The organism is Butyricicoccus porcorum (genome assembly GCF_002157465.1).
Lineage (GTDB): Bacteria > Bacillota > Clostridia > Oscillospirales > Butyricicoccaceae > Butyricicoccus_A > Butyricicoccus_A porcorum.
Genome location: NZ_NHOC01000004.1, coordinates 1 through 22,140, shown reverse-complemented (window position 1 = coordinate 22,140; position 22,140 = coordinate 1). Strand labels below are relative to the sequence as shown.

The 22,140-nt window shown below is 40.9% G+C and carries 20 protein-coding genes and 3 pseudogenes; 18 read left to right on the top strand and 5 right to left on the bottom strand.

Going from position 1 to position 22,140, the window contains the following annotated elements:
• Positions 1–231: 231 nt before the first annotated feature.
• On the bottom strand, positions 232–948 hold the full coding sequence (locus CBW42_RS04365; RefSeq protein WP_087018143.1) for a recombinase family protein: 717 nt from the start codon (positions 946–948) through the stop codon (positions 232–234).
• Positions 949–1,232: 284 nt separating this feature from the next.
• On the opposite strand from CBW42_RS04365, the gene CBW42_RS04360 reads away from it, so the two are divergent.
• Both CBW42_RS04360 and CBW42_RS04355 read left to right on the top strand, forming a co-directional pair.
• Positions 1,233–2,389 (top strand): IS3 family transposase gene (locus CBW42_RS04360; RefSeq protein WP_087018142.1). Its coding sequence is split into 2 segments (ribosomal slippage): positions 1,233–1,497 and positions 1,497–2,389, totalling 1,158 coding nucleotides; the frame shifts between segments, so codons are not numbered across the junction.
• Positions 2,390–2,566: 177 nt separating this feature from the next.
• Positions 2,567–3,790: an IS256 family transposase gene (locus CBW42_RS04355; RefSeq protein ID WP_087018140.1), complete on the top strand. Its 1,224-nt coding sequence runs from the start codon at positions 2,567–2,569 to the stop codon at positions 3,788–3,790.
• A 99-nt stretch (positions 3,791–3,889) separates the two neighbouring features.
• Here the strand turns inward: CBW42_RS04355 and CBW42_RS04350 are convergent, their stop codons facing one another.
• The gene (locus CBW42_RS04350; RefSeq protein WP_242969791.1) at positions 3,890–4,768 is read right to left on the bottom strand and encodes an ArdC family protein; all 879 of its coding nucleotides are present in this window, start codon (positions 4,766–4,768) and stop codon (positions 3,890–3,892) included.
• Positions 4,769–4,997: 229 nt separating this feature from the next.
• Between CBW42_RS04350 and CBW42_RS04345 the strand changes: the two genes are divergently transcribed.
• The 11 genes from CBW42_RS04345 to CBW42_RS04305 all read left to right on the top strand — a co-directional run bounded on the left by CBW42_RS04345 (position 4,998) and on the right by CBW42_RS04305 (position 10,994).
• On the top strand, positions 4,998–5,243 hold the full coding sequence (locus CBW42_RS04345; protein WP_087018138.1) for a helix-turn-helix domain-containing protein: 246 nt from the start codon (positions 4,998–5,000) through the stop codon (positions 5,241–5,243).
• Positions 5,244–5,566: 323 nt separating this feature from the next.
• Positions 5,567–5,845, top strand: coding sequence for a hypothetical protein (locus CBW42_RS04340; protein ID WP_087018136.1), 279 nt, complete (start codon positions 5,567–5,569; stop codon positions 5,843–5,845).
• Between the two features lie 322 nt (positions 5,846–6,167).
• Complete coding sequence (locus CBW42_RS04335) at positions 6,168–6,428, top strand: hypothetical protein (RefSeq protein WP_087018134.1); 261 nt, start codon at positions 6,168–6,170, stop codon at positions 6,426–6,428.
• A 66-nt stretch (positions 6,429–6,494) separates the two neighbouring features.
• Positions 6,495–7,043: a hypothetical protein gene (locus tag CBW42_RS04330; RefSeq protein ID WP_087018132.1), complete on the top strand. Its 549-nt coding sequence runs from the start codon at positions 6,495–6,497 to the stop codon at positions 7,041–7,043.
• A gap of 18 nt (positions 7,044–7,061) precedes the next feature.
• Positions 7,062–7,301 (top strand): hypothetical protein, encoded by a 240-nt coding sequence (locus tag CBW42_RS04325; RefSeq protein WP_087018130.1) that lies wholly within the window; start codon positions 7,062–7,064, stop codon positions 7,299–7,301.
• A gap of 117 nt (positions 7,302–7,418) precedes the next feature.
• The gene (locus CBW42_RS14435; RefSeq protein ID WP_133058257.1) at positions 7,419–7,679 is read left to right on the top strand and encodes a hypothetical protein; all 261 of its coding nucleotides are present in this window, start codon (positions 7,419–7,421) and stop codon (positions 7,677–7,679) included.
• Positions 7,680–8,004: 325 nt separating this feature from the next.
• On the top strand, positions 8,005–8,535 hold the full coding sequence (locus CBW42_RS04320) for a hypothetical protein (RefSeq protein WP_087018128.1): 531 nt from the start codon (positions 8,005–8,007) through the stop codon (positions 8,533–8,535).
• Positions 8,536–8,547: 12 nt separating this feature from the next.
• Entirely contained in the window at positions 8,548–9,177 is a 630-nt protein-coding gene (locus tag CBW42_RS04315) for a BRO family protein (protein ID WP_087018126.1), read from the top strand.
• Positions 9,178–9,262: 85 nt separating this feature from the next.
• A complete protein-coding gene (locus CBW42_RS15155; RefSeq protein ID WP_278308581.1) occupies positions 9,263–9,397 on the top strand; it encodes a hypothetical protein in 135 nt (44 codons plus the stop codon).
• 24 nt (positions 9,398–9,421) lie between these two features.
• Entirely contained in the window at positions 9,422–9,595 is a 174-nt protein-coding gene (locus CBW42_RS14620; protein WP_165761051.1) for a hypothetical protein, read from the top strand.
• A gap of 244 nt (positions 9,596–9,839) precedes the next feature.
• Positions 9,840–10,994 carry an IS3 family transposase gene (locus CBW42_RS04305; RefSeq protein WP_087018122.1) on the top strand — a complete coding sequence of 385 codons (1,155 nt, stop codon included), beginning with the start codon at positions 9,840–9,842 and terminating at the stop codon, positions 10,992–10,994.
• A 350-nt stretch (positions 10,995–11,344) separates the two neighbouring features.
• Here CBW42_RS04305 and CBW42_RS14945 read toward each other — a convergent pair.
• A pseudogene (locus tag CBW42_RS14945) lies at positions 11,345–11,527 on the bottom strand (transposase); the annotation flags it as partial.
• Between the two features lie 51 nt (positions 11,528–11,578).
• Between CBW42_RS14945 and CBW42_RS04300 the strand changes: the two are divergent.
• The 5 genes and pseudogenes from CBW42_RS04300 (at position 11,579) to CBW42_RS04275 (ending at position 19,769) form a co-directional block, all read left to right on the top strand.
• A complete protein-coding gene (locus CBW42_RS04300; RefSeq protein WP_087018120.1) occupies positions 11,579–12,991 on the top strand; it encodes an IS3 family transposase in 1,413 nt (470 codons plus the stop codon).
• Positions 12,992–13,088: 97 nt separating this feature from the next.
• Positions 13,089–14,327 (top strand): annotated as a pseudogene (locus CBW42_RS04295) (IS256 family transposase).
• 1,335 nt (positions 14,328–15,662) lie between these two features.
• Positions 15,663–15,869, top strand: a complete 207-nt coding sequence (locus tag CBW42_RS15320) for a DUF5659 domain-containing protein (protein WP_087018118.1) — start codon at positions 15,663–15,665, stop codon at positions 15,867–15,869.
• 220 nt (positions 15,870–16,089) lie between these two features.
• A complete protein-coding gene (locus tag CBW42_RS04280) occupies positions 16,090–18,138 on the top strand; it encodes a hypothetical protein (RefSeq protein ID WP_087018114.1) in 2,049 nt (682 codons plus the stop codon).
• Positions 18,139–18,626: 488 nt separating this feature from the next.
• Positions 18,627–19,769 carry a ParB/RepB/Spo0J family partition protein gene (locus CBW42_RS04275; RefSeq protein ID WP_165761050.1) on the top strand — a complete coding sequence of 381 codons (1,143 nt, stop codon included), beginning with the start codon at positions 18,627–18,629 and terminating at the stop codon, positions 19,767–19,769.
• 1,164 nt (positions 19,770–20,933) lie between these two features.
• Here the strand turns inward: CBW42_RS04275 and CBW42_RS04270 are convergent.
• Positions 20,934–21,830: pseudogene (locus CBW42_RS04270) on the bottom strand (IS3 family transposase); the annotation flags it as partial.
• A gap of 11 nt (positions 21,831–21,841) precedes the next feature.
• Positions 21,842–22,138 carry a transposase gene (locus CBW42_RS04265; protein WP_087017840.1) on the bottom strand — a complete coding sequence of 99 codons (297 nt, stop codon included), beginning with the start codon at positions 22,136–22,138 and terminating at the stop codon, positions 21,842–21,844.
• Positions 22,139–22,140: the final 2 nt, after the last annotated feature.

The following is a 22,140-nucleotide window of genomic DNA, read 5'->3' as shown; positions in this document are numbered from 1 at the left end:
CGTGGGTTGTATAATTTAAGCGGGAGAACGCTATTGCTGTGCTTTTATTCTGCAATGAAATCTTACATAATCAGTAAGATACCCCCTGCTGACAGTGAAGTGAACCACATAGGGAGTATTTTCGGTATCTAACAATTTTTGGAAATGCAAAGTACCCCCCTATACCGTAATAGAATAACCCTGCATTTATCAGGCTGAAATGCTTGACAGATGCAGGGCTTTTCTATGCAGTCATTTATTTAGTTCTTCCATGAGTTCCTTCTGGTACTTATAAAACGTCATCTTGGATATTCCGGCAAGTTTCCACGTTTCTTCATTCGAGAGTGAGCCGCCGAAACCTTTGTTATGTTTCCTGATGATCTCTTTTGCCGCAAGGCTTTTCTTGGTGGTCAGTTTATTCCCTTTCTTTTGTCCAATCTGTGCGCCACGTTTACGGGCTTCTTTAATTCCTTCTTTGGTTCTCTGCTGGAGGTCGGTTACTTCCTTTTCTGCCTGGTCAAAGGCGATTTTAACTTGCTGTCTTGCAAGATCAATCATAAAAGCGTTAAGGGCTTCAAACATTGCGTTGATAAAGGTATCTGTTGCATGATCGCCTGTTGTTGCTAATGCTTGCAACTGTCGTTCTCTCGCTTGCCGGTATACTGCTGTATTTACATTTGGTTCCTTGAGAAATACTAATTCAACGCCCGCAGCAAATAGCTGTTCATATGCTTGTATACCTTCCTCTGCATTTCTGCTCATACGCGATACAGAGTCAAATACAATAGTATCACCTTTCTGTACTTCGTGCAGCAGTTTTTCAAAAACTTTGCGCCCCTGTACCTTTGTTCCTGTATAGGCTTCCTGCCTGATGTCAGCAGTCGGGTATGCCTTGCTGATATTTTCCACTTGCCGGTCAAGTCTTTGGGTGGGCTTGGATATGCGGCAATAACCATAGATTTTACCCATAGTGTTTCAAGTTCCTTTCCTTAATCTAACGAACAATAAAATTATTACTGTTGATATGGCTAATACTGGGGATATATAGGCGAGTTTTGCAAATGTTTTAATACATTTTCCAAAACCCTTAGATTTATTACTATTTTGGCAAAGGCAAGGGAGGCTTGATGCCTCCCGCCGGTATTAACCTAAAATATAGTTGACTGCTTTTTCTGCTTTGCTTGCTGTGTTGTGATATAATATAGTTGTAACACCTCGACCTAATAGGATATAATCTTAGGAGGAAACGAGGTATGTCACAAATGAGTAAACACTATGAACCAGAATTCAAGAAGAAGATAGTTCGTCTTCATCTTGAGGAGGGAAGGACCCTCAAAGGGCTTGCTGCCGAATATGGTGTATCCAAGGCAAGTATATCTATCTGGATCAAGCAGTTCCGCAAAGAATGCCAAACAAATGAAGAAGCCAAAGCTGATTATGATTACATGAAGGAGAATCTGCAATTGAAAAAGCAGTTGGCAGAACTTCAGAAGGAAAATGACTTCCTAAAAAAAGCGGCGGCRTTCTTTGCGAAGGAAATCGATTAGCGGCTTATCGATTTATTCAGCAGTATGGGCACAAATATGGTGTCCGTTGGTTGTTGAAAAGACTGAATATCTTACCAAATGCTTATTATAATTTTCTGAAAAACAGAAAATGTGATTATCATAAGCATAAGGACAAAATCAAGCGTGAAATTGTGAATATATACCACTCTCACAACGGCACAGATGGTTACAGAACCATGCATGCTTATCTCCTTCGCAGAGGATATAACATCAGTCGCATAACTGTCCATAAATACATGAATACAGAGCTTCAGTTATTCTCAATTGTAAGGAAACGCAAGCCGGACTATGAATACGGTGCACCTCATAAAGTGTTTGAGAATAAGCTCCATCAGGATTTTAAGGCAGAATCCATTAACCAGAAATGGTGCACTGATTTTACCTGTTTATTTTTAACGAATGGCAGCAAACGTTATAATTGCACGATTATTGATCTATATGACAGAAGCGTTATTGCCAGCATTACCGACAAACACATAACCGCAGAGCTTGCAAAAAGGACCCTGCAGAAAGCAATTGATTCCCAGCCGGGCTTAGATCCCAGCTGCCTGATTCTTCACTCGGATCAGGGAAGCCAGTATACCTCAAAGGAATTCACAGAATACTGCGAATCAGTTGGTATAACGCAAAGTATGAGCAAGGCTGGATATCCATACGATAATGCCCCTATGGAGCGATATTACAACACTCTCAAGAATGAATTGATAAATCATCATTACTATCATTCTGAGAAAGAATTATATACATCCATCGAAGAATTTGCGTATGTCCATTATAACCATGAACGACCGCATTCTTATAATAATTACAAAACGCCTTTCGAGGCACGCTACGGGGCGTAAAACCTATGCAGTAAAAATTAGGTCAAAGTGTTACAAAAAAGCTTGACCACAACACTGCTGATACAATAAAGGAGACCCCTGAAAATTTCGTGTAAACGACAAGCTTCGGCAGTATGATTGAACTCCAATCCGTCAAGAATGGAAGCAACCACCTAAACGGAAAAGGAGACAATAATCATGCAGAGAGTACCACAGGATTTATTACGGGAATACGTGAAAAGCCAACACTTTACCAGCACAGCCGACATCATGCAAGCTATGAAAGAGATGTTCCGAGACGTCATTCAGCAGGTGATGGAAGTGGAGATGGAGGAGGAACTCGGTCATGAAAGATGCCAGCGTTCTGCCCCTACAGCAGGAGATCAACCCAGGAATTACCGCAACGGCTATTCCCGGAAGAAAGTAAAAACCCAGTTAGGCGAGATTGACATCAGGGTCCCGCGTGACCGCAACGGCAGCTTTGAGCCAAAGATTATTGGCAAGTATAGTCGGAATGCGGAGGGGATGGAGGACAAGATTCTGGCCCTATACGCCTGCGGGATGAGCCAGCGGGATATTGCAGAGCAGATCAAGAGCCTGTATGACGTGGACATTTCTCCTGAGTTGGTCACAAAGATCAGTGAGAAAATTATGCCAGAAGTTACAGCCTGGCAAAATCGCCCGCTGGAACCGGTCTACCCATTTATCTTTATGGATGCTATCCACTACAAGGTCAAGGAGGATCACCGATATGTGACCAAGGCTGCCTATGTAGTGCTGGGTATCACGATGGACGGTCAGAAGGATATCTTAGGTGTCTGGATTGGAGAGCACGAGAGCAGCAAATTTTGGCTAAATGTGTTGAATGACCTGAAAAGCAGAGGAGTTTTGGATGTTTATCTGTTCTGCACCGATGGTCTCTGTGGAATGCCCCAGGCGATTGAGGCGGTCTATCCCAAGGCAAGGCTGCAGCGCTGCATCGTGCACCAGATTCGCAGTTCTACCAAATATGTTAGCTACAAAGACATCCGTCAAGTCGTTGCCGATCTGAAGAAAATCTACACGGCAGTGACAGAAGACGAGGCCATACAACAACTGAAAAACTTTGCAGAAAAATGGTGCAGCCAATATCCTTCCTGCGTCAAGAGTTGGGAAGAGAATTGGGACGTGCTCAGCACCTTCTTCGAATATCCCATGGAGATTCGGAAGATCATATACACGACGAACATTATTGAGGGGCTGAACCGCCAGTTCCGGCAAATGACGAAGAACAAGCCGTCGTTCACCAACGACGATTCCTTGCGCCGGATGCTTTATCTGGCCTCACAGCGGATTGTGAAGCACTGGCATGCCCGGTGCCAGAACTGGGATCTGATTCTGAGCCAGTTGGAGATCATGTTCGCCGACCGCAGCGTTACCTGATTCCCAGGCTGTAGGCTTCCCGGCAGGCTCTGGCAGCATTCACGCCCTGCGGGCGCGCATATTGCAGAGCCTGCACGGGAGAACGGTAGCCAAGGGAATTCAGGCCAGCACATGCGCAGAAAACTGCACCATTCTTGACATTTGTCGAATATCGCTTACACAAAATTCTACGGAGTACCCAATAAAGCGGGTATCGTTGCTTAATACGCTTAACCAGCCTTTGATATATGCGGCTGAATTGCGAACAGTCTTTACATTTTCAATATTCAAAATGTTCATCAGGCTTGCGCTTCCGATCTCCGCAACCAATTCTTCTTTGCTGTACTCGGTCGAGCCAAAAGCAACACGTTGTCCTTTGACATCGTTCTCTCTGTCGCAGCGGCTTGCCTTTAAGGTGCTATGTGTCAGTTCATGGAATGCTGTGCTGTACCATTCGTTTGTATCTACGAACTGAGTTTTAAGCGGTACTACAACTCTATCGGATGCGGGCGAATAAAAAGCCTCATCTCCTGCAATCTCTTCAAACTTGATGCCCTCGCGGGAAACATAATCATAAATGATATTGTCTGCTGCTTCAATCGGTTTAACGTCTGCAAAAGGCTTTTTCAAAGGTTCCACTCCTTCAACCTGTGAAACGTGGAACACATTATAATATCTCAGCATCGGGATATTTACGGTTTCCTTTGTACCGTCATCCTTTGTCTTTTCCTGCTGGCAGATTTTCCAAAACACAACGATCTCAGACTTTGCGCCCTTTTTGATTTTGCCGCCTGCATCTGACCATTGCTTAAAGGTTGCATACTCACCGGAGTGCTTTAACATCATCTGGTTAATAATGCTGTATGGCTTCTTGCTTACCCGGTTGTAAGCACCAGTTTGTACACCTGTCCAGGGCTTTTCCCAAGGGATAACGCCCGCCTCTAACTGCTCAATAATTCGGTCAGTTACCATCTGATATACACTCTTTTTGTCTGCCATGATCTTGTACCTCACTTTTTAAATTTTCATGTTTGGGGCTGTGGTTGTTGTTCCCCTTTAACTATCTTGATTATACACTTTAATTCCGTGTATTTCAACTGTAAATATACACAATATTTCCGTGTAATTGGTGTATGAATTACACAAAATTCCGTGTGTTATATTATGTTTGATTTCCGGGATATATAATGATATAATATCTATATATTTACTTTGCGGGAGAGTATATATGATTAGATATAAATGTGACATTATCCAGAAGTTAAAGGATGCTGGATATAATACGACAAGGATCAGAAAAGAAAAATTGATATCAGAAGCAACTTTGACAAATATCCGAAAAGGTAAATTGATCGGCTGGAATCAGATAGACATTATCTGCAAATTGTTAAACTGTGATGTTGGTGATATCGTTGAGTACGCAGAGGGTGAAATGCCTACTATCGAAAAACGGCTGAATAATCTTGTACATTAAAGTAAATACCTCTTAAAAGCTGATGTGAGTATCAGCTTTTTATTTACAATAAATGCACGGAACTTAAGTGTAATATACACAATAAATACGTGTAATCTTTGTGCAGTCTGCCAATTGAATTACACGGAAATATTGTGTATCATATAATCACCGAAAGGGACAAGACAAACCCCGCAAGAGAGTGTACGCAGCCAAGACTACACTTTAAATGATGGCAAGGATAAGCAAAGTGCAACAGATGTGCATGAGATCGGTTTAAAGCCGCCATCCTCTTGTCGGGACAAGTCAAAACAACCACACCATAAGAAATGAGGTACAAGATTATGTGTAAGACTATTTCAGAGTTGACCGCAGCAGTTGCAGAGTATCGCAACTTAAAAGCGATGAAAGAAGAACTCGATGCACAGATTCAAGCAATCGAGCATGAGATCATCGGTTATCTGGACGATAACGAGAAGTTGACCGAGACAGGCGCAGACTTTACCGTGAAACTGACAACCTGTGAGCGTCGTACACTGGACAGCAAGCGTCTGGAATCTGACCTTGGCTCACTTGCTGAATATCAGAAGGTCAGCCAGTACCGAAGATTGTACGTCAGATAGTCATATAGTGGAGGGCGAAAACCCTTCCCAATGAAACCAGCTTATTTCTTACTCCTAAATACGTTGTGCGAGGCAAGGGTGGATGCGAGAGCATCCATCCACACCGCGCCAAAAGAACGAAGATGTTAAGTCTTATTGCAAGGCTTTACATATAATAGTGATCGAGTCCAGGCAATAATGACCGCTAAAATCCGGTATCAAACCATAAGACCAGAAGATTATTACCTGAACGGTGATAGCAAGCCGGAAACGGCTTGTAACCCTGCATCCCGCATATCTAAAGCAGCGGACGGGTAAAAACAAAAAAGTGAGGTACATGATTATGATTAAAATTCCGGTTGACAGCGACATTACCGCAGTAGTCCGCTATATGTTTATCGGCAAGACATTTAACCATTATGCAGCCGACATCTATTTCAAGGGCGAGCATATCGGCATGATCCATGTGTTGGATCGTGAGGTTTCGGATGAAGACTGGTGGACAAGGGCGCATGGCACGACAACCCTGACAGATAAGTATTTTGATGAGGCTGTATTTGCTATTTCGGATTTCTTTCTGAACGAATACGAACTCATTCACTGATGGATAGGGGATGCCATGTGTTACTTATCAAGGGCAGACATACAACAGAGAGGATGGTCTCAAGGAATGATAAATACATTTCTTGAACCGCCTACTCTGATTGTAACCTCCCCAACAGACCACAGGAAGAAAACAACTGTATGGACTATCAATGAAGTCGAGGCAGTTGAAAAAAGACCTGAATTTGTAAAACGTAAAAAACAATACTGCAAATACTTGTCAACAGTTGAATTACACAAAAAATCGCAGTCTGAAATGTTGGAGAAAACCCAGCAGTATATCAATCATATACAGATACCAGATTACACCTACGAAGGAGTAATTGATATGGTAACGCGGACACACAAAGGTGCGCGCATTAAGAGTTTGAAGCAATTTGCTGTCAATCAACTCAGGCATGATGTCGATGGATATGATGACTGGGCAAGGATGTATGCCAACAAAGAGAAATCCTTTGTATATTATGCTATGGTTAAGGTTGCAATTTTGCGGAAGATTGCAAAGCGTTATCCGTTTTTAGCAGCAGAGTGTACAAGGCAGGAGAGGGTATTTATGCGGCGCAAGATGATTGTGTCGCAGGAAATTGTCAATCAAATGATTGCATTATCATTTTAATTTTAGGAGGAATACATTATGTTCGTGCTTGAAAGTGTTATTTGTGGCGGAGAAGCTACTGAAAGGAAGTTTGAAACCTGCGAGGCAGCATTTAACGCTATGAAAAAGTCGTTCAAGGAGACCACTGGAAAATCTGAGCTTGAAATTGCGCAGATGCTGGAAGGGTTTGAATACCCGGAGTGTGAATTCTCGATTGGAATGGCTGCTGACCATCTGTCTGAGTCGTTTTGGGGAATTTATGATGAAGACGCTGTTTAAGCGTTAAATATTTGATTATATCGGATGAGTGGGATCATCGCCTAGGACGGTACTTGCACTGGATGATTCCGCTTGTCCGTTATGATACCACTTCTGACAAGAGGATCGTTCTCCGTTTTGAGCGGCGGCAAAGGCAGATGTTTTGCATCTGTCCGAGCCAAAGCAGAAAGGAAACATATGAAAATTTTTAGAACAAATAAAAATCCAGCATCTAAGCGTGAAAATTCCATTACCGGAGAAAAGCATTACAAAATCCCGCCAGAATATAATTACAGGGATCTTATCCAATTTGCGATATTATATACTGTTTTATGGCATATTGTTCACGCTGCTTGCGATGTCATTACCACGGGGATAATTTGCATTTTTAATTTGTAAGCAACACAGCAGGAAAGAGTCAGGTGTTTTGTGTCTCTCTCACCTCTTGACTTAACTCCAACGATGTGGCACTATATATTGTAAAGACGGATAAAGCACGTACCTCAGCTTTTCCGTTCGGAGAGTATCGGAGTGGTTGCCGGTACTCTCTTTTTATATGCAGTAAAAATAAAACAATTATCTGCTTTATTTGGCAATAATCGCAGGAAAAACGAATATAAACCAATAATTTAACACGATACATAAAATTCTATGTATTATAGGTAAAATCATATATAAACATCAATAAACATATAAAAAACATAGAAAACGAAAGGAGAAAATCATGCCATATATGAAACCGCCGAAAGAATATTATCACAACGGCAAACATCGTAAAGGATACAGCAAGTATGAAGATGATCCTAATCATAGAATCTATTATTTGCCTGCTAATGCACTTAAACGATTCCTAGACGAATGTGACTATTTCATCGAACAATTATATAAATTGATACCGTTAAGGAAAAGCTATAACCGATTAGACAAACACCAACAAATGGAATACAGGAACACGCTGGATCGGATAAAAAGATGGGTTGAACGCATGGAAGAACCATATAAGGATGAGCAAGATGCATGTGGATATGAATACCGTTCGGCACGAAGATGTAAAGGCTGTAAGTTATATACACCAAAGCGCACCAAGGAAATTGTATGTCCTGTATGCAATCAGGTATGGGAGGTTGATGTGATGTACAACAGGACTTTTATTTGCCCGGATTGCCAGGAGAAGCCGGAATACTATCCTGCATATTATAAACGGCGTTATGTAGATGAACACCAGCGGGAAAATATGCCTTATAATGAATATTGATTGGGGACAAAAATGAAGGAAGTAGTATACCGATTTGAAGGTAAAAATATCCGAACAATTATTGACGAGGATGAAGAGTATTGGTTTGTCGCAGCGGACATTGCAATGATTATGGAGATATCAGCGAATGATTATATTCGTTACTACAATTCAGCTGTCATAGCGGAGAACAAGAGGACATTCCAAAGATCGGAACTTAGGATAATCCGTTGCCCGTGTAAGACTATTAAAACGGTCAACATAGATGGAGTTAGGAATTTCTGCCGGAAATCAGAATCAGCACACGCAAAAGATGTGGTTAATTGGTTGCAGCGGGAAATTATTAAGGTGCCAGATTATAAAGCGTATATCAAAGACCTTGAGGATAACGCCCGCCAGATGTTAAAGGATAATCATATCTATTATTGTGCTGTTGATGTTGCTAAGGCTTTAGGATATTTCAATCCAAAGGCAAGTGTGGATAAGTATTGCCGGAACATATATATTAAGGATGCAGATAAAAGCAGTAGTCCAGAGGAACTTATATACATACCAAGCAGTGATATATACCGCTTGATCGTCCACAGCAAACAGCGGATTGCAAAGCAATTTGCGGAATGGGTATTTGACAGCGTGATACCGGAACAAATGCAGCAATTGTAAGATGAAGATAAGCATTGGATTTTTGGACAATATACATTATAATAATAGTACAGTCAATTCATGCTTAAAAATTGGAGGATGCATTATGAGTGTTTTAATCGTTTTGGGATTTTTGATTGTATTTATGGTGGCGATGGCGAAGGACAATATGACACCGCAGAAGCCGCCGAAGTCTAAGGAAGAACTCGAAGAAGGATTAAAAAAATACAGAAGGAAATAAAATATAATGGTGGAGATCGAAAGAGTGAAAAAATCGAAACCGCCATTGGCGGTTTTGAAATTACGCAAGAAGAGTTGGCTGTGGGATCGAGGTAATCAATACATAGGTTTCAAAACCAACAATGTTGGGCTTGATTTTACACGAGAAAAATTAGCTGCTGAAAGCGACAGAAGTAACAGAAAGAACAGGAGATTATAACCAACTATTAAAGGGTGTCACCGGAAATGATGACACCCTTATTTTTTGCCTAACAATCAACGGTAACTAAGCAGAGGAACTTATTCTGCTGCAAACATCGTGATATTGCAGCAAAAACGCTGAATTAAGCAAAATTTATCAAATTTAACGATTTATAATGGTCTCATAAATTAAGACACTTTTTCGGACAGATTTTAATGAATCTGATATACTTAAACCAGTATGTAAGAAAGGAGCCATTATCATGTCCAGACAGAGAAGAAGTTTTAGTGCCAAATTCAAATCAAACCTTGTAATTGAGCTGCTTAAGGGTGAGAAAGATCTCAATACCCTGGCAGCTGAAAATAGCATCCAACCAAATCTGCTCCGTAACTGGAAAAAGGAGTTCCTGAACAATGCTTCGGTTGTGTTCGACGACAAGCGCGAGGAAAACCTCAAAGAAAAGCTTGCCGAAGAGCGAAAAGAGAAAGCGGAGTATGCCAAAAAGGTTGGTCAGTTAACCATGCAGGTTGACTGGCTCAAAAAAAATCTGAAGAAATTTGTGGACCTGACTACGAGAGTAAGTTTAGTCCAAAACCTTTTGACGACTAAGGAAATTCCGGCTTCCGTTGGTGCCAGGTTGCTTGACATCAACCGTACAAGCATTTATTACACGGGCACCCCTATTTCAGATGAGGAACTGGCCTGCAAAGAGATCATTGATCATCTCCATACAGATAATCCCACTTGGGGCGCAAGACAAATGTCTGCACAGTTAAAAGCCCGTGGTTACCAGGTTGGGCGCCGCAAGGCAAGACGCTACATGAATGAGATGGATATTTACCCGATCTATCCAAAGGTGAATCTTTCCAAGCGAATGCAGCAGGCGAAAGTATGTCCATATCTTCTTCGTAATGCGGTCATAGACAAGCCAAATCAAGCATGGTCTATTGACATTACATATATCCCGATCAAGCGCGGATTTCTGTATCTGACAGCCGTGATCGACTGGTATAGCCGTTGTATTGTCGGCTGGGAAGTGGATGACACACTTGATACCAGAATGGTTATCAGTGCCCTGAAAAAAGCTTTCAAAGTGGCAAAACCTCAAATCCTGAATTCAGATCAGGGTTGTCAGTTTACAAGTCAGCAATACATTGACTTTGTAAAGGAAAACGGCATCCGTCAGAGTATGGATGGAAAAAGTCGCTGGGCAGACAACATCATGATTGAACGCTGGTTCCGCAGCTTCAAGTATGAGGAAGCCTATCTGACACAGTACAACAACATCAGGGAAGCAAGAGCTGCTATCGGACAGTATATCCACATCTACAACTTTGAGCGGCGCCATTCTGCACTTGATTACCAAACACCGGCTGAATGCTACTATCCGGCAATGTTGATGCCATATGTAGCTTAGCATATATTGAATCTGGGGAGTGCTCCACTGTTCTCCACATGTTCCTTGTAACTTGTCCACTATATCAGTTCATTATAAAAATCTTAGATTTTTGTCTTGACAACTGAGCCACTATAAACCAGCCGATATCAGCAGGTACGAAACGAGATGCATTTCAAACAAAAAACGTATAAATCCTGAACTTTTTCAACAGGAAAGGACAGGATAACAGGAGCAAACACCCGATAACAGCAACTTTAGCCAATTGGTAAGGATGAGGTCAGCAGTTCAAATCTGCTTAGCAGCTCCATATAAACGCCTGATTTTGATGAAATCAGGCGTTTGAGCCTGTCGAAGAACCCGGCTGCGCATTAAGCGAGAGCCGGGTTTTGGCACATATATGGAAAAAGCCGGAAAACTGGAATAGGGAAATGGATCTTCCACTTCCACATAGCCAGCTTTTTCAGATTCATGGCAGCAAATTTAAGCTTCACCCAGTTGGTAACTTGAGCCAAGCCTCGATATTGTGTATAGCGCATGCCATGCTTTTCTTGGCAGGGAGGGGCCTGCGGACAAAAAGTTGGACTCCAAAAGGAGGGAACTGAATGTATACAAAAGAGCAGGAAGAAATCGCACTAAGAGAATACGAGCGGCTGGGATCAATAGCTGCTGTAATCCGTCGGTTAGGATACCCGAGCGAGTCTACGCTTTACCGCTGGTATGAGCGCAAAAAAGCCGGGTTAGAGAACAGACATGGCCACACAGAAGAGTCTCCCACAGAGATGGATCATCACTGCAACACATCGGGGCATCCAAGGCATCCCTCAGCAGAATTCAAATATGAGGTAATTCACCGTTGCTTTGAATTAGGCGAAGATGTAGAATATGTATCAAGGGAAATCGGATACAGCCGTATGAGCATATACGTCTGGCGCAGGAAATATCTGAAGTATGGGATGGTGGGTCTGATGGCGAAGAGAAAAAGCATACCAAGGGAGCCGTTGCCTCAGGATCATGCATTGCCTGAATCTGAGGAACTGGAGAATCTTCGAACGCAACTCCAGGAACTGCAGTTTGAAGTAGATGTGCTGAAGGAGACCATCTCAGTCTTAAAAAAAGACCCCGGCATCGATCTAACGGTACTCAGAAACCGTGAAAAGGCAGTGATCATCGATGCCTTGAAGGGGAAATATACACTGCCAGCGCTGCTGTCCCGTTTTAAGATGGCCAAAAGCAGTTACTATTACCAGCAAGCTGTTATGAACAAACCCGACAAATATCTATCCCAACGGGCACAAATTACCTCGATTTTTCACGAAAACAGGGGCGTATATGGTTACCGTCGCATTTATCTGGCGCTGAAGCGCAAAGGGATTATGCTCTCCGAGAAGATCATCCGCCGGATCATGAAAGAAGAAAAACTGGTGGTTTTGCGCTCGAAGAAACGAAAATATAGTTCGTATTTTGGGGAAATCACACCCGAAGTAGAGAACATCATCTTACGCGATTTCCATGCAAATCAGCCGTATGAGAAGTTGCTGACGGATATCACAGAATTTGCCCTTTCGAACGGCAAGCTATATCTCTCCGCCATGATCGATTGTTTTGATGGAATGGTTGTGGGCTGGACGATAGGAACCCGCCCCAATGCCGATCTGGTCAACACCATGTTGGATCAAGTGATTGCCGATCTGCCAGAGGGCTGTCATCCGATTGTCCATTCTGACAGGGGCTGCCATTACCGATGGCCCGGATGGATTGAACGGATGAATGGGGCCGGTCTCATTCGCTCTATGTCTAAGAAGGGCTGCTCCCCCGATAACGCAGCCTGCGAAGGTTTCTTTGGAAGGCTCAAAAACGAAATGTTCTATGGCCGCTCTTGGACAGGAGTCTCGCTTGACGATTTTAGCCGGGAGATTGACCGCTATATCAATTGGTATAACCATAAACGCATCAAGTTATCTCTAGGTGGGATGAGCCCGATTGAGTATAGACATCATCTTGGTTTTGCTGCATAATCAGTCCAAGATTTTGTCCGCACCCCGAGTATCCCATGGATTGTGTAAACCTTCATTGCAGTGTAGAATAAAAGCACAGCAATGGAGGTTTTTACAAATGGCAAGAAGAAAGCGAACACCCGAGGAAGAAGCCCGGAGAACAAAAATCAGAGAATTATTGCAGGCAAGCAATGTGGGCAGCATGGAGGATATCCAGAATCTGTTCAAGGAAACCATTGCCGAATTTATGGAAGCCGGACTCGATGCAGAACTTGATGAGGAACTTGGATACAGCAAGTATGACTATCGGAACAAAAAGACGGATAACAGCAGGAATGGTCACAGCCAGAAAACGCTGCGAACCAGTTTCGGAGATGTAGAAGTAGATATTCCCAGAGACCGAAAAGGAGAATTCGAGCCTCAGCTGATAAAAAAACGTCAAACCAGCATCAGCCAGGATATCGAGGAAAAGATTTTGTCCATGTATGCGAAGGGAATGACGACGAGCGATATTGAAACGCATATCCAGGACATTTACGGTGTAGAAGTCTCTGATACGACGATCAGCCGGATAACGGATAAGATTCTGCCGATTGCAAAAGAATGGCAGCAGCGGCCGTTGGAGAGCATTTATGCAGTGGTATTTCTGGATGCAATCCATTATCATGTCCGCAGCGAGGGTTGAATCGTCAAAAAGGCAGTATATATCGCTATTGGCATTGATCTGGATGGGCATAAAGATGTCCTGGGCATGTGGGTCGGAGAAAATGAAAGCGCTAAATATTGGGCTACTGTTTTAAATGGACTGCGCAATCGCGGAGTAGAAGACATATTCATTGCATGCACCGACAATCTGACTGGATTTACTGCTGCAATTGAAGCGGTATTTCCAAAAACGGAGATTCAGAACTGTATTATTCATCAGCTGAGAAATTCCAGCAAATATGTCTCTTATAAGGATTTAAAGGCACTCATGGCCGATTTGAAGGCAGTTTATGCCGCTGTAGATGAAGATGCAGCTCTGGTTGCCCTGGACGCCTTTTCTGCCAAATGGGATGCAAAATATCCCAAAATTTCGTCCTCCTGGCGAGATAACTGGGCAAATCTCAGTACCTATTTTAAATACCCACAGGAACTGAGAAAGCTGATTTATACGACCAATGCGATAGAAGGCTTTAACCGCCAACTGCGCAAGGTTACCAAAGCAAAAACTATCTTCCCCACGGATGACAGCCTGTTTAAGATGCTGTATCTGGCAATGATGGACATCACGAAAAAATGGACTGGCCGGCGTCAGGATTGGGGCAGAATTTATTCCAATCTGGCGATCTATTTTGAGGATCGAATGCCCAATTAACAGCAAACCGCCCCGGCATCAAGGGTAAAATGAACAGCAGCTCTCGCCGCTGCCCTTGACACCGGAACGGTATTGCCGTTATAGTGTGAGCAAGGGAACGACAGATATGCCGTCCCCTCATCATAAAATTTCATTCTTTTCTACACTGCGATACAGCGTTTACACAGAATTTAGGATTCTCCCGCTCCACTGTTCTCCCCATGTTTCTTGTAATTTGTCCACTATATCAGTTCATTATAAAAATCTTAGATTTTTGTCTTGACAACTGAGCCACTATAGTTTTCGGAGAACTTTGAAATGGAAGTTGCAAAATAAGCTGATTATGCAACTTTTCTGATGTTTAAACGGCTAAAACACCTCAAAATCGCTGTTTTTAGTACGCACAATAAAACTGGTATTTTCATTTAGGAAATTAGTGCCATTATCCCGTTATATCGCAAGTATTGTGTGGAATCGTGGAACGTAAATAAGGATATCGCAATGGTACTGGGTAATACTGACACAGCGCAGGCGGTCAGAAAGTATTCAGATGATGAAGATAAAGTGGGCTGTGGAAATGCCCCCTCCCCAGGGGGAATGCAAAAGAGAGACAGGGACAGATAACTGATTTAACTTCTGAGCCGACCGAACGAATTGTTCTGGCAGGTCAGAACAGAGAAGCGATCTTTGTAGACAAAGATGACAAAATGGATGGAGTAACGATTTGTGACCATATCGTACAAAACCTATATGGTTAAACCGTATACTATCATATATACATATACAAAACAGATGACTTTTTAATTGCGTCAAAGAGCCATGAAATACAACTAATCATCTTTATTTTATCTCATTTAGCACTCGATAACAAAAAGTGCTAAAATAATACTTGACAAAATGATGCATATGTGCTATCATTGTTTTACAATTTAAAAATTGGCACAAAAAACCGCAAGCGAATGGCGGGTGCCTAGACCATTAACCGATGCACCTACTCTATCATGAGGGTGCCTGTGTTAATAACTATCCGCGACTTATTTTTTATGGCGATTGAAGCAACACTGTCAGAGGGGTTTCGATCAGTTGCCAATGTCTGACAGTGCGGGGCATCATGACCCGTAGACTTCGGTTCTTTCAAGGAAATGTGAAAAGAAGTCGGTTATATGGGCTACTCAGATTAGATTTTACCAAGACTTATATTTGGTAAAGTCTAGTTTGGGTAGCCCTTTTTTGATACTCTTTTCAGAACAGATGTTCGATTGCAGCTTGACAACTAAATACAGACAGCACAAACATTAACGGACGATCAGCAAAGCAAGATCGGAAAAAATCTACAACAAAAAAACGAGGTATAACATGGATAATAACACACTTACAAAAAAGCAGTGCGTAGTATACTCGCAGCAGCTTGCGGGATATCTGATGCAAAACGGAGTTAAATTATTAAACATTCAACCGGACAACAAGGATAACACAAAAAATGTATTCTTCTTTTTCGACAACGACAAAGTGAGAAAATTAAAGAATGAATGGTTTGAGAACAGAAACAAAATGAGAAAGTGAGATTAACGGATGACGGCGAGAGATACAACTAAGATGAGCGACAGATTCCCGAAATGGGAATGCGAAGAGAGTACGAGACATCTAATGATGCATCACCTTAAACTAATGGATATCCAGCAGGATAGACAAAACGCAACAAGCACTTTACTTAAAGAGCCAAAACTGCATCAGCTTATGCAGCGGTATATGACTAATATAATTAAGATGCAGGAGGCTATACATGGAAACGCTTGAAAAGATTATTATGCAGATGCACCCTGACAGACACTTCCACCCCAAACAACTGGAACTTTTTAAGTTTGTTGGAGAAAAGTTTGAACAAGATAAGGACTGCAATACAGTTACAGTATTTGCAGCAAGACCCGGATGCGGGAAATCAACTGCTATACAAGGATTTATCCAAAAATGTATAAATGAGGGAAAAGGCGCAATCATTATCACAGACAGTATTGAGCGATTGCAGGAACACAAAGATATATATGCTGATGATGAATTGCAGGGATTAGATGATTTTCAAAGGTTATATTTTAAAAATCGAAATAGGATTACTTTAATTACCAAAGACAATAAAGATACTGAAATCCCCCGACAGAGATATAAACCTATCCTTCTCATTACTACGCAGAGGTATGCACAAATGGAGAAATCGGACTTAATACAATTTCTCACCTTTGTGGATGACAACGGCGACAAACACAAAAGAAATATTGTCATCTTTGATGAAGCCCCGAAATTTTTTAGACGTGTAAATATTGGGGTAACGGAACTTAATGCAATGGATACTGCATTAAAGGAAGGAATCAATGATTTATGCGACAAAGATACCAAAGATAATATCCTGTTTCAATTCAGGAAGTTCAGCGAATATTTGCAAATGAAAATTAAACAGCTAGAGTACAGGCGTGACAAAAACACATATCTATACTGGTACGATGATAGCAGACACGAAACGCTTGAAGATGGGACAGATACATATAGGGTATTTGATAATGATGCTGAGTTTTTAAGATTATTCCACGCATACCTACCTTCAATAAAAATCAAATATCCAAAAGCAGAATTAGTTATGCGTATGATCTTCAAACTGATAAAAGATGGAGGTTTTTTTGTATCAACCAAGGTCAAGGCAAATGCGGACAATAAAACGGAATACGGAAAAACCTTCTTTGTACTGGACAACTGCACCGAAAAATTCAAACTAGATCCTGAGGTTAAAACTTTTATATTTGACGGAACAGCTAATATAGATTGCCGATACGAAGGATATGAAGGATTATTTGAGGTTATAGACTGCGAGGATTATGTGGTACCGCTGGATTACATGACTGTAAATCTAGTTAAATGTAATACAAGCAAAACTGCACTAATGGATCAAGAAGATTCTGAGATGAAATTATCGCTTATCAATAGATACATTAAATCATTGCAACTAGATGCAGATGATACTTTGTTTGTGTCATATCGCAATTTGTTGGAAAACAATGTTTTTGCAGAAAATGGACTCGATGCAATCAATATGGGGCATTTCGGAGGTCTTAAAGGATTCAATCATTGGCAAGATCGACACAATTTCATTCAGGTAGGGTTAAACACGTTTCCAGAACTGGAATACCTATTGATACTTTTTGAAACGCAATCGGAACTTTATGATTATGCAAGACATATATTTACAAAAAATGTGGAATCTGTAATAGCATGGTTTGACGATTTAACCGGGCATGGCAAGCGGAAAGATAGGACGAAAATTACATATGGTTTGACTTCAACTCAAATTAATGATGTCAGAGAATCACAAATTACATCGGATATGGTGCAGAATATTTATAGATGTGCTGCCAGAAATTATGATAATCGTAAACCTGTAAATCTTTATCTTGTATACGATTATGATAGGTTGGATGGTATAACACAGATGTTGAAATGGGAATTGGAAAGACTTGGTGCAAAATTTAAAGAGCATGATTTACCGGGGCGTAAGATAGCGAAAAGCCGAGTAAGAACTCCGGCGGGTGGTAATGATGCCAATGCTAAAACCCAACCACAGTTATTTTTTGATTGGGTAGAATCCATAGTTGACGAGCAAAAAGAATGGAAAAGCAAGGATATTGCCAAAAGCATTGGTTTGACAACAGAACAGTTGATCGAGTTGAAGAAGTCAAATTCGGACGTGCGAAAAATTCTTGCAGACATGAAAATACCACATAAAAATCTATACAAAAAATCAAATCTAAAAAATGGGGGTAATTTTCTTATAATAAATCCTTTATAAGAGAATTCCCCCCAAAAATGAAATTGTATCAAAAAAATGACTTGCATCTATGGAGCATAGCGACATGATGCAAACGGCGATATAATCGTCGTGTATAACCTACAATAGCAAGCGGGGGATATCTGGGACAAGCCCATTTATCCCACCGCAACACTGCATTGCTACGCAATTTGTGTATCAATATCAAAACATATATTTCTCTGGTTGTTGCTTTTATAACCAAGAAATAATAAAAATCGAGGAAACCCTGTAATATACAGACTGCATAACCCTAAAAAAGAGTTATTTTAAATCACTTAGAGTACGGAAATCAAGGTGAATAATGGCAGTAAGCAATGCAAAAAGGTCAGGAAATATACTGTGGTTATTGCCCGGTTAAGGTATGAAACTAATAGGGTAAATCGTTATGGCTCAAAATTGGCTTAAAATAAGTAATTTCTGAGGTTAAATTAAAATTCAAAAAAATAGAAACGCAGGAGGAACAATTTTTGTTAAAAGAAGGCAGGATTAAAATTTCAGAACTGAAGCCGCATCCTCAAAACAATTATTATTTTGATGATATGGTGGATGACGTATGGGATGACTTCTTACAATCTGTTCGTACATCTGGTGTTACCAATGCGATTACAATTACGCAGGATAAGACAATCATTAGTGGTCATCAGCGAGTCCGCGCTTGTAATGTACTGGGTATCGAAGAGATTTCATACAAGATGATTGAGTACACAGATGAACAGAAAGAAATCAAAGACCTGATTGAATCTAATTTGAAGCAGAGGGTTGCGGGCAATTCCAATCCGGTTAAACTGGGGCGTTGTTTTACGTTCTTGAAGGATTACTATGGGATTACTCATGGTGGGGATAGAAAAAGTGAAAAGATCAAAACCGCCAATGGCGTTCTTGAAATTACACAAGAAGAATTAGCGGCGCAGTGTGGATATTCTGTTGATGTATTGCAGCGCGCAGAATCTATTACAAAACTTCCGCAGGAAATTCAAGACCTTGTACAAGAAGGAAACATTTCACCTTCTACAGCTTCCAGACTAATCGCAAGACTTTCTCCGGAAGAACAGGAACAACTTGCAGCGTCGCTTCCCGCAACAAAAAAACTTACACAGAAACAGGTACAACAGTATATTCGTGACATTTCTGATCGTGATGTTCAAATCGGTGAACAGGCAAATGAACTTGTACATCTAAAACAGAAGAATATGGAATTGCAGTCGAGCCTTGATAAAGCGCAAAAACCTGAAACGATAACCGTTTATCCTGACGATTATGACAAGACAAAGCGCGAAAATAAAGAACGCGCACGGGATTATGAAATTCTAAATCAAGAATATCAGAAGCGTTGCCAAGAACTGAGAGATTTAAAAGAAAAAATGCGAGGATATGAAGAAAAGTCACCTGAAAAGCAATTTGATGAGCAATTGAAAGATGATACTATTTTCTTTTGCGCGAAAGTAAGTAATTTTTTGAAGGCAGTTGGAGGATATGCGTATCTAACAGAACATATTGACGGTTTGCCGCAGGAACAGCGCAATGGATATATTAAAGCAATCAGTTCGGTTGGTGCTTGGGCGCAGAATATTTTGGATTGTGTAAACAAAGGAGTAACTGTATATGAATGAAATGAAGAAAAAAGAAGCAGTATGTTGTAAGTAATATCTAATCTGCTTTAGATGCATTTTTACTAGAATTATAAAATTATGGTTGCTTCTATGTAAAAAAATACCATATTGGTGCGAAATATATTAAATATGATATTAAAATTAGTGGAATTGTTGCAAAAGTCGAACAAGTTGAAATCAATTTTAAATTTTGTATATGGTATATAAGTTGAGTAATTTGAATAAAGAAAACGCAGGCTAGATACGCGATTGAAGTCAGTCTGATTTTAAGTGAATTTTTAACCTTCAAAAAATCGTACACAAAAATTAAATATAAAATTTGTGCAAGTTGCCCCAGAAAGCCAATTTGCACATTTTTTATGCACTTTTATCTGCTGCAAAAATTGCGTAAAATCCGAGCCAAAAAACATCGAGTTTTGTCTATGGTAGGGAAATAAGATTTTAGTTTATTTCACTGGATTTACAAGATTGCTTCGAGAAAAGAGAAGGATGTAACGCTAGGTTTTTAACCCAAAAATTTTCACCACAAAAAATCTAATACAGAAATTAAACATAAAATTTGTGTAAGCCACCTGAAAAAGCCAATTTGCATATTTTTAATGCACTTTTATACGTTGCAAAAATTGCGTGAAATCCAAGCCAAAAAACATCGAGTTTTTGTCTTATGGTAGGAGAAGTAATATTTTTAGTTTATTCCACTGGTTTTACAGTGTTTACATAGATTACAGTGATTTACTGTTTTGACGCGCTGTTGGCATTGCTGATGGCGTGTCACTTTTATTATTTTTTATTCATAACTGCACTAACAAACGAACGACAATTGGAGGTTAACAAATGACTCTTAAAGATAGATGTAAAAAATTCACCCATGAACTTGGTATTCCTGTAACCAGATTTTGCCGCAGTATCAATATATCTACTAGGGCTTATTACAGTTGGCTGTCAGATGATTTAAAATTGGCAGAATCTACATTGACAAGAATTGATAAATACCTATCCAAGTATGGGTTTTAATATAGATGCAAACATATTAACAATTCGGGTTGTGTAAATGATTAAGTGAGGTAAAAATGATAAACAAGGACAAAATTACGTATAATGAACCGATTTACTTTGTGCCGAGTGGAATTGTCAAGAAAAGTGCAGTCTAAAAACTCACAAATTTTAAGCAGCAGATGAATGATACATATTGTGGTAATGTGTCTTATAAACAGCGGGTGGAAGCCCTAAGGGATTCGACGTATATACTCGCTTCCGATTATAGTAGATAAACACATATCGAAAGATAATAGATTTAACCTCCGCCATTGGCATTCGGTAAGTAGGAATTCTATAGAGCAGTTCCTTCTTCAAAGTTGCGAAGAAGCTCTCCATTCGGGCGTTATCGTAGCAGTGTGCCACACCGCTTAAGCTCTGCAGCATACCATATTCAGAAAGTTTTTTCTTGAACGCCTCGCTGGTATACTGGCTTCCGCGATCGCTATGAAGTGTCGCGCCTCGAACCGGATACCGGCAGGCAACTGCCTTGAGTGTATTGATACAAAGTTCTTTTCGCATATTGTCATCCATCTGAAGAGAAAGAATCTCACCGTTAAAGCAATCYATAATCGGGGAAATATAGAGTTTTCCGTCCAGGCAGCCGATCTGCGTGATATCTGTCAGCAGTTTTTGATACGGGGTATCAGCCCGAAAATCCTGCTTGATCAGATTTTCCTCCTCTTGAATTTCGGTGGCAGCGCGTGTTAAACCATGCGGACGTCTGGGTCTGCCGTGAATCAGACCTTTTTCGTGCATAATTCGCCTGATTCTACGTTTTCCTGTGTGGAATCCGTTCTGCTCCAAGGCAAGCTGCATTCGTTCCACGCCGTAATTGTCATTATAATCGGATTCATTCATAATCCTGTCTATTGCCGCCGAAAGAAGCGCGTCCTTAGACGGCTTACTGAGATTCTTCAGATATCGATAATATCCAGATTCGCTTATATGAAGAATTCTGCATAATAGTTCCACACTCCACTCCTTATCTGAATCTGTCTGTATAGAGTGGATAAAGCGGTATCGCTCATGTGCTTTTACTTCTTTCGGCGCGCTGCGAAAAAACCAAGAGCCTCCTGAAGTATATCGTTAGCTCGTTGGAGCTCTTTGACTTCCTTCTCCAGCTCAAGCATTCTTCGTTCCTGCTCGCTTGCCGGCAGTTGTTTATGACCACTTCCTACAAATGCCTGATCTCCGTATTTCTTTCGCTTACCTCGCCAGGTTGTGACTGTATTGTAGGGGATTCCAAGCTGGTCAGCCGCCTTCTTTGCTCCGATTTCATCTGAGAGCTTCAATGCTTCTTCTTTAAAATCTTTATCGTAGCTTCTTGCCATGA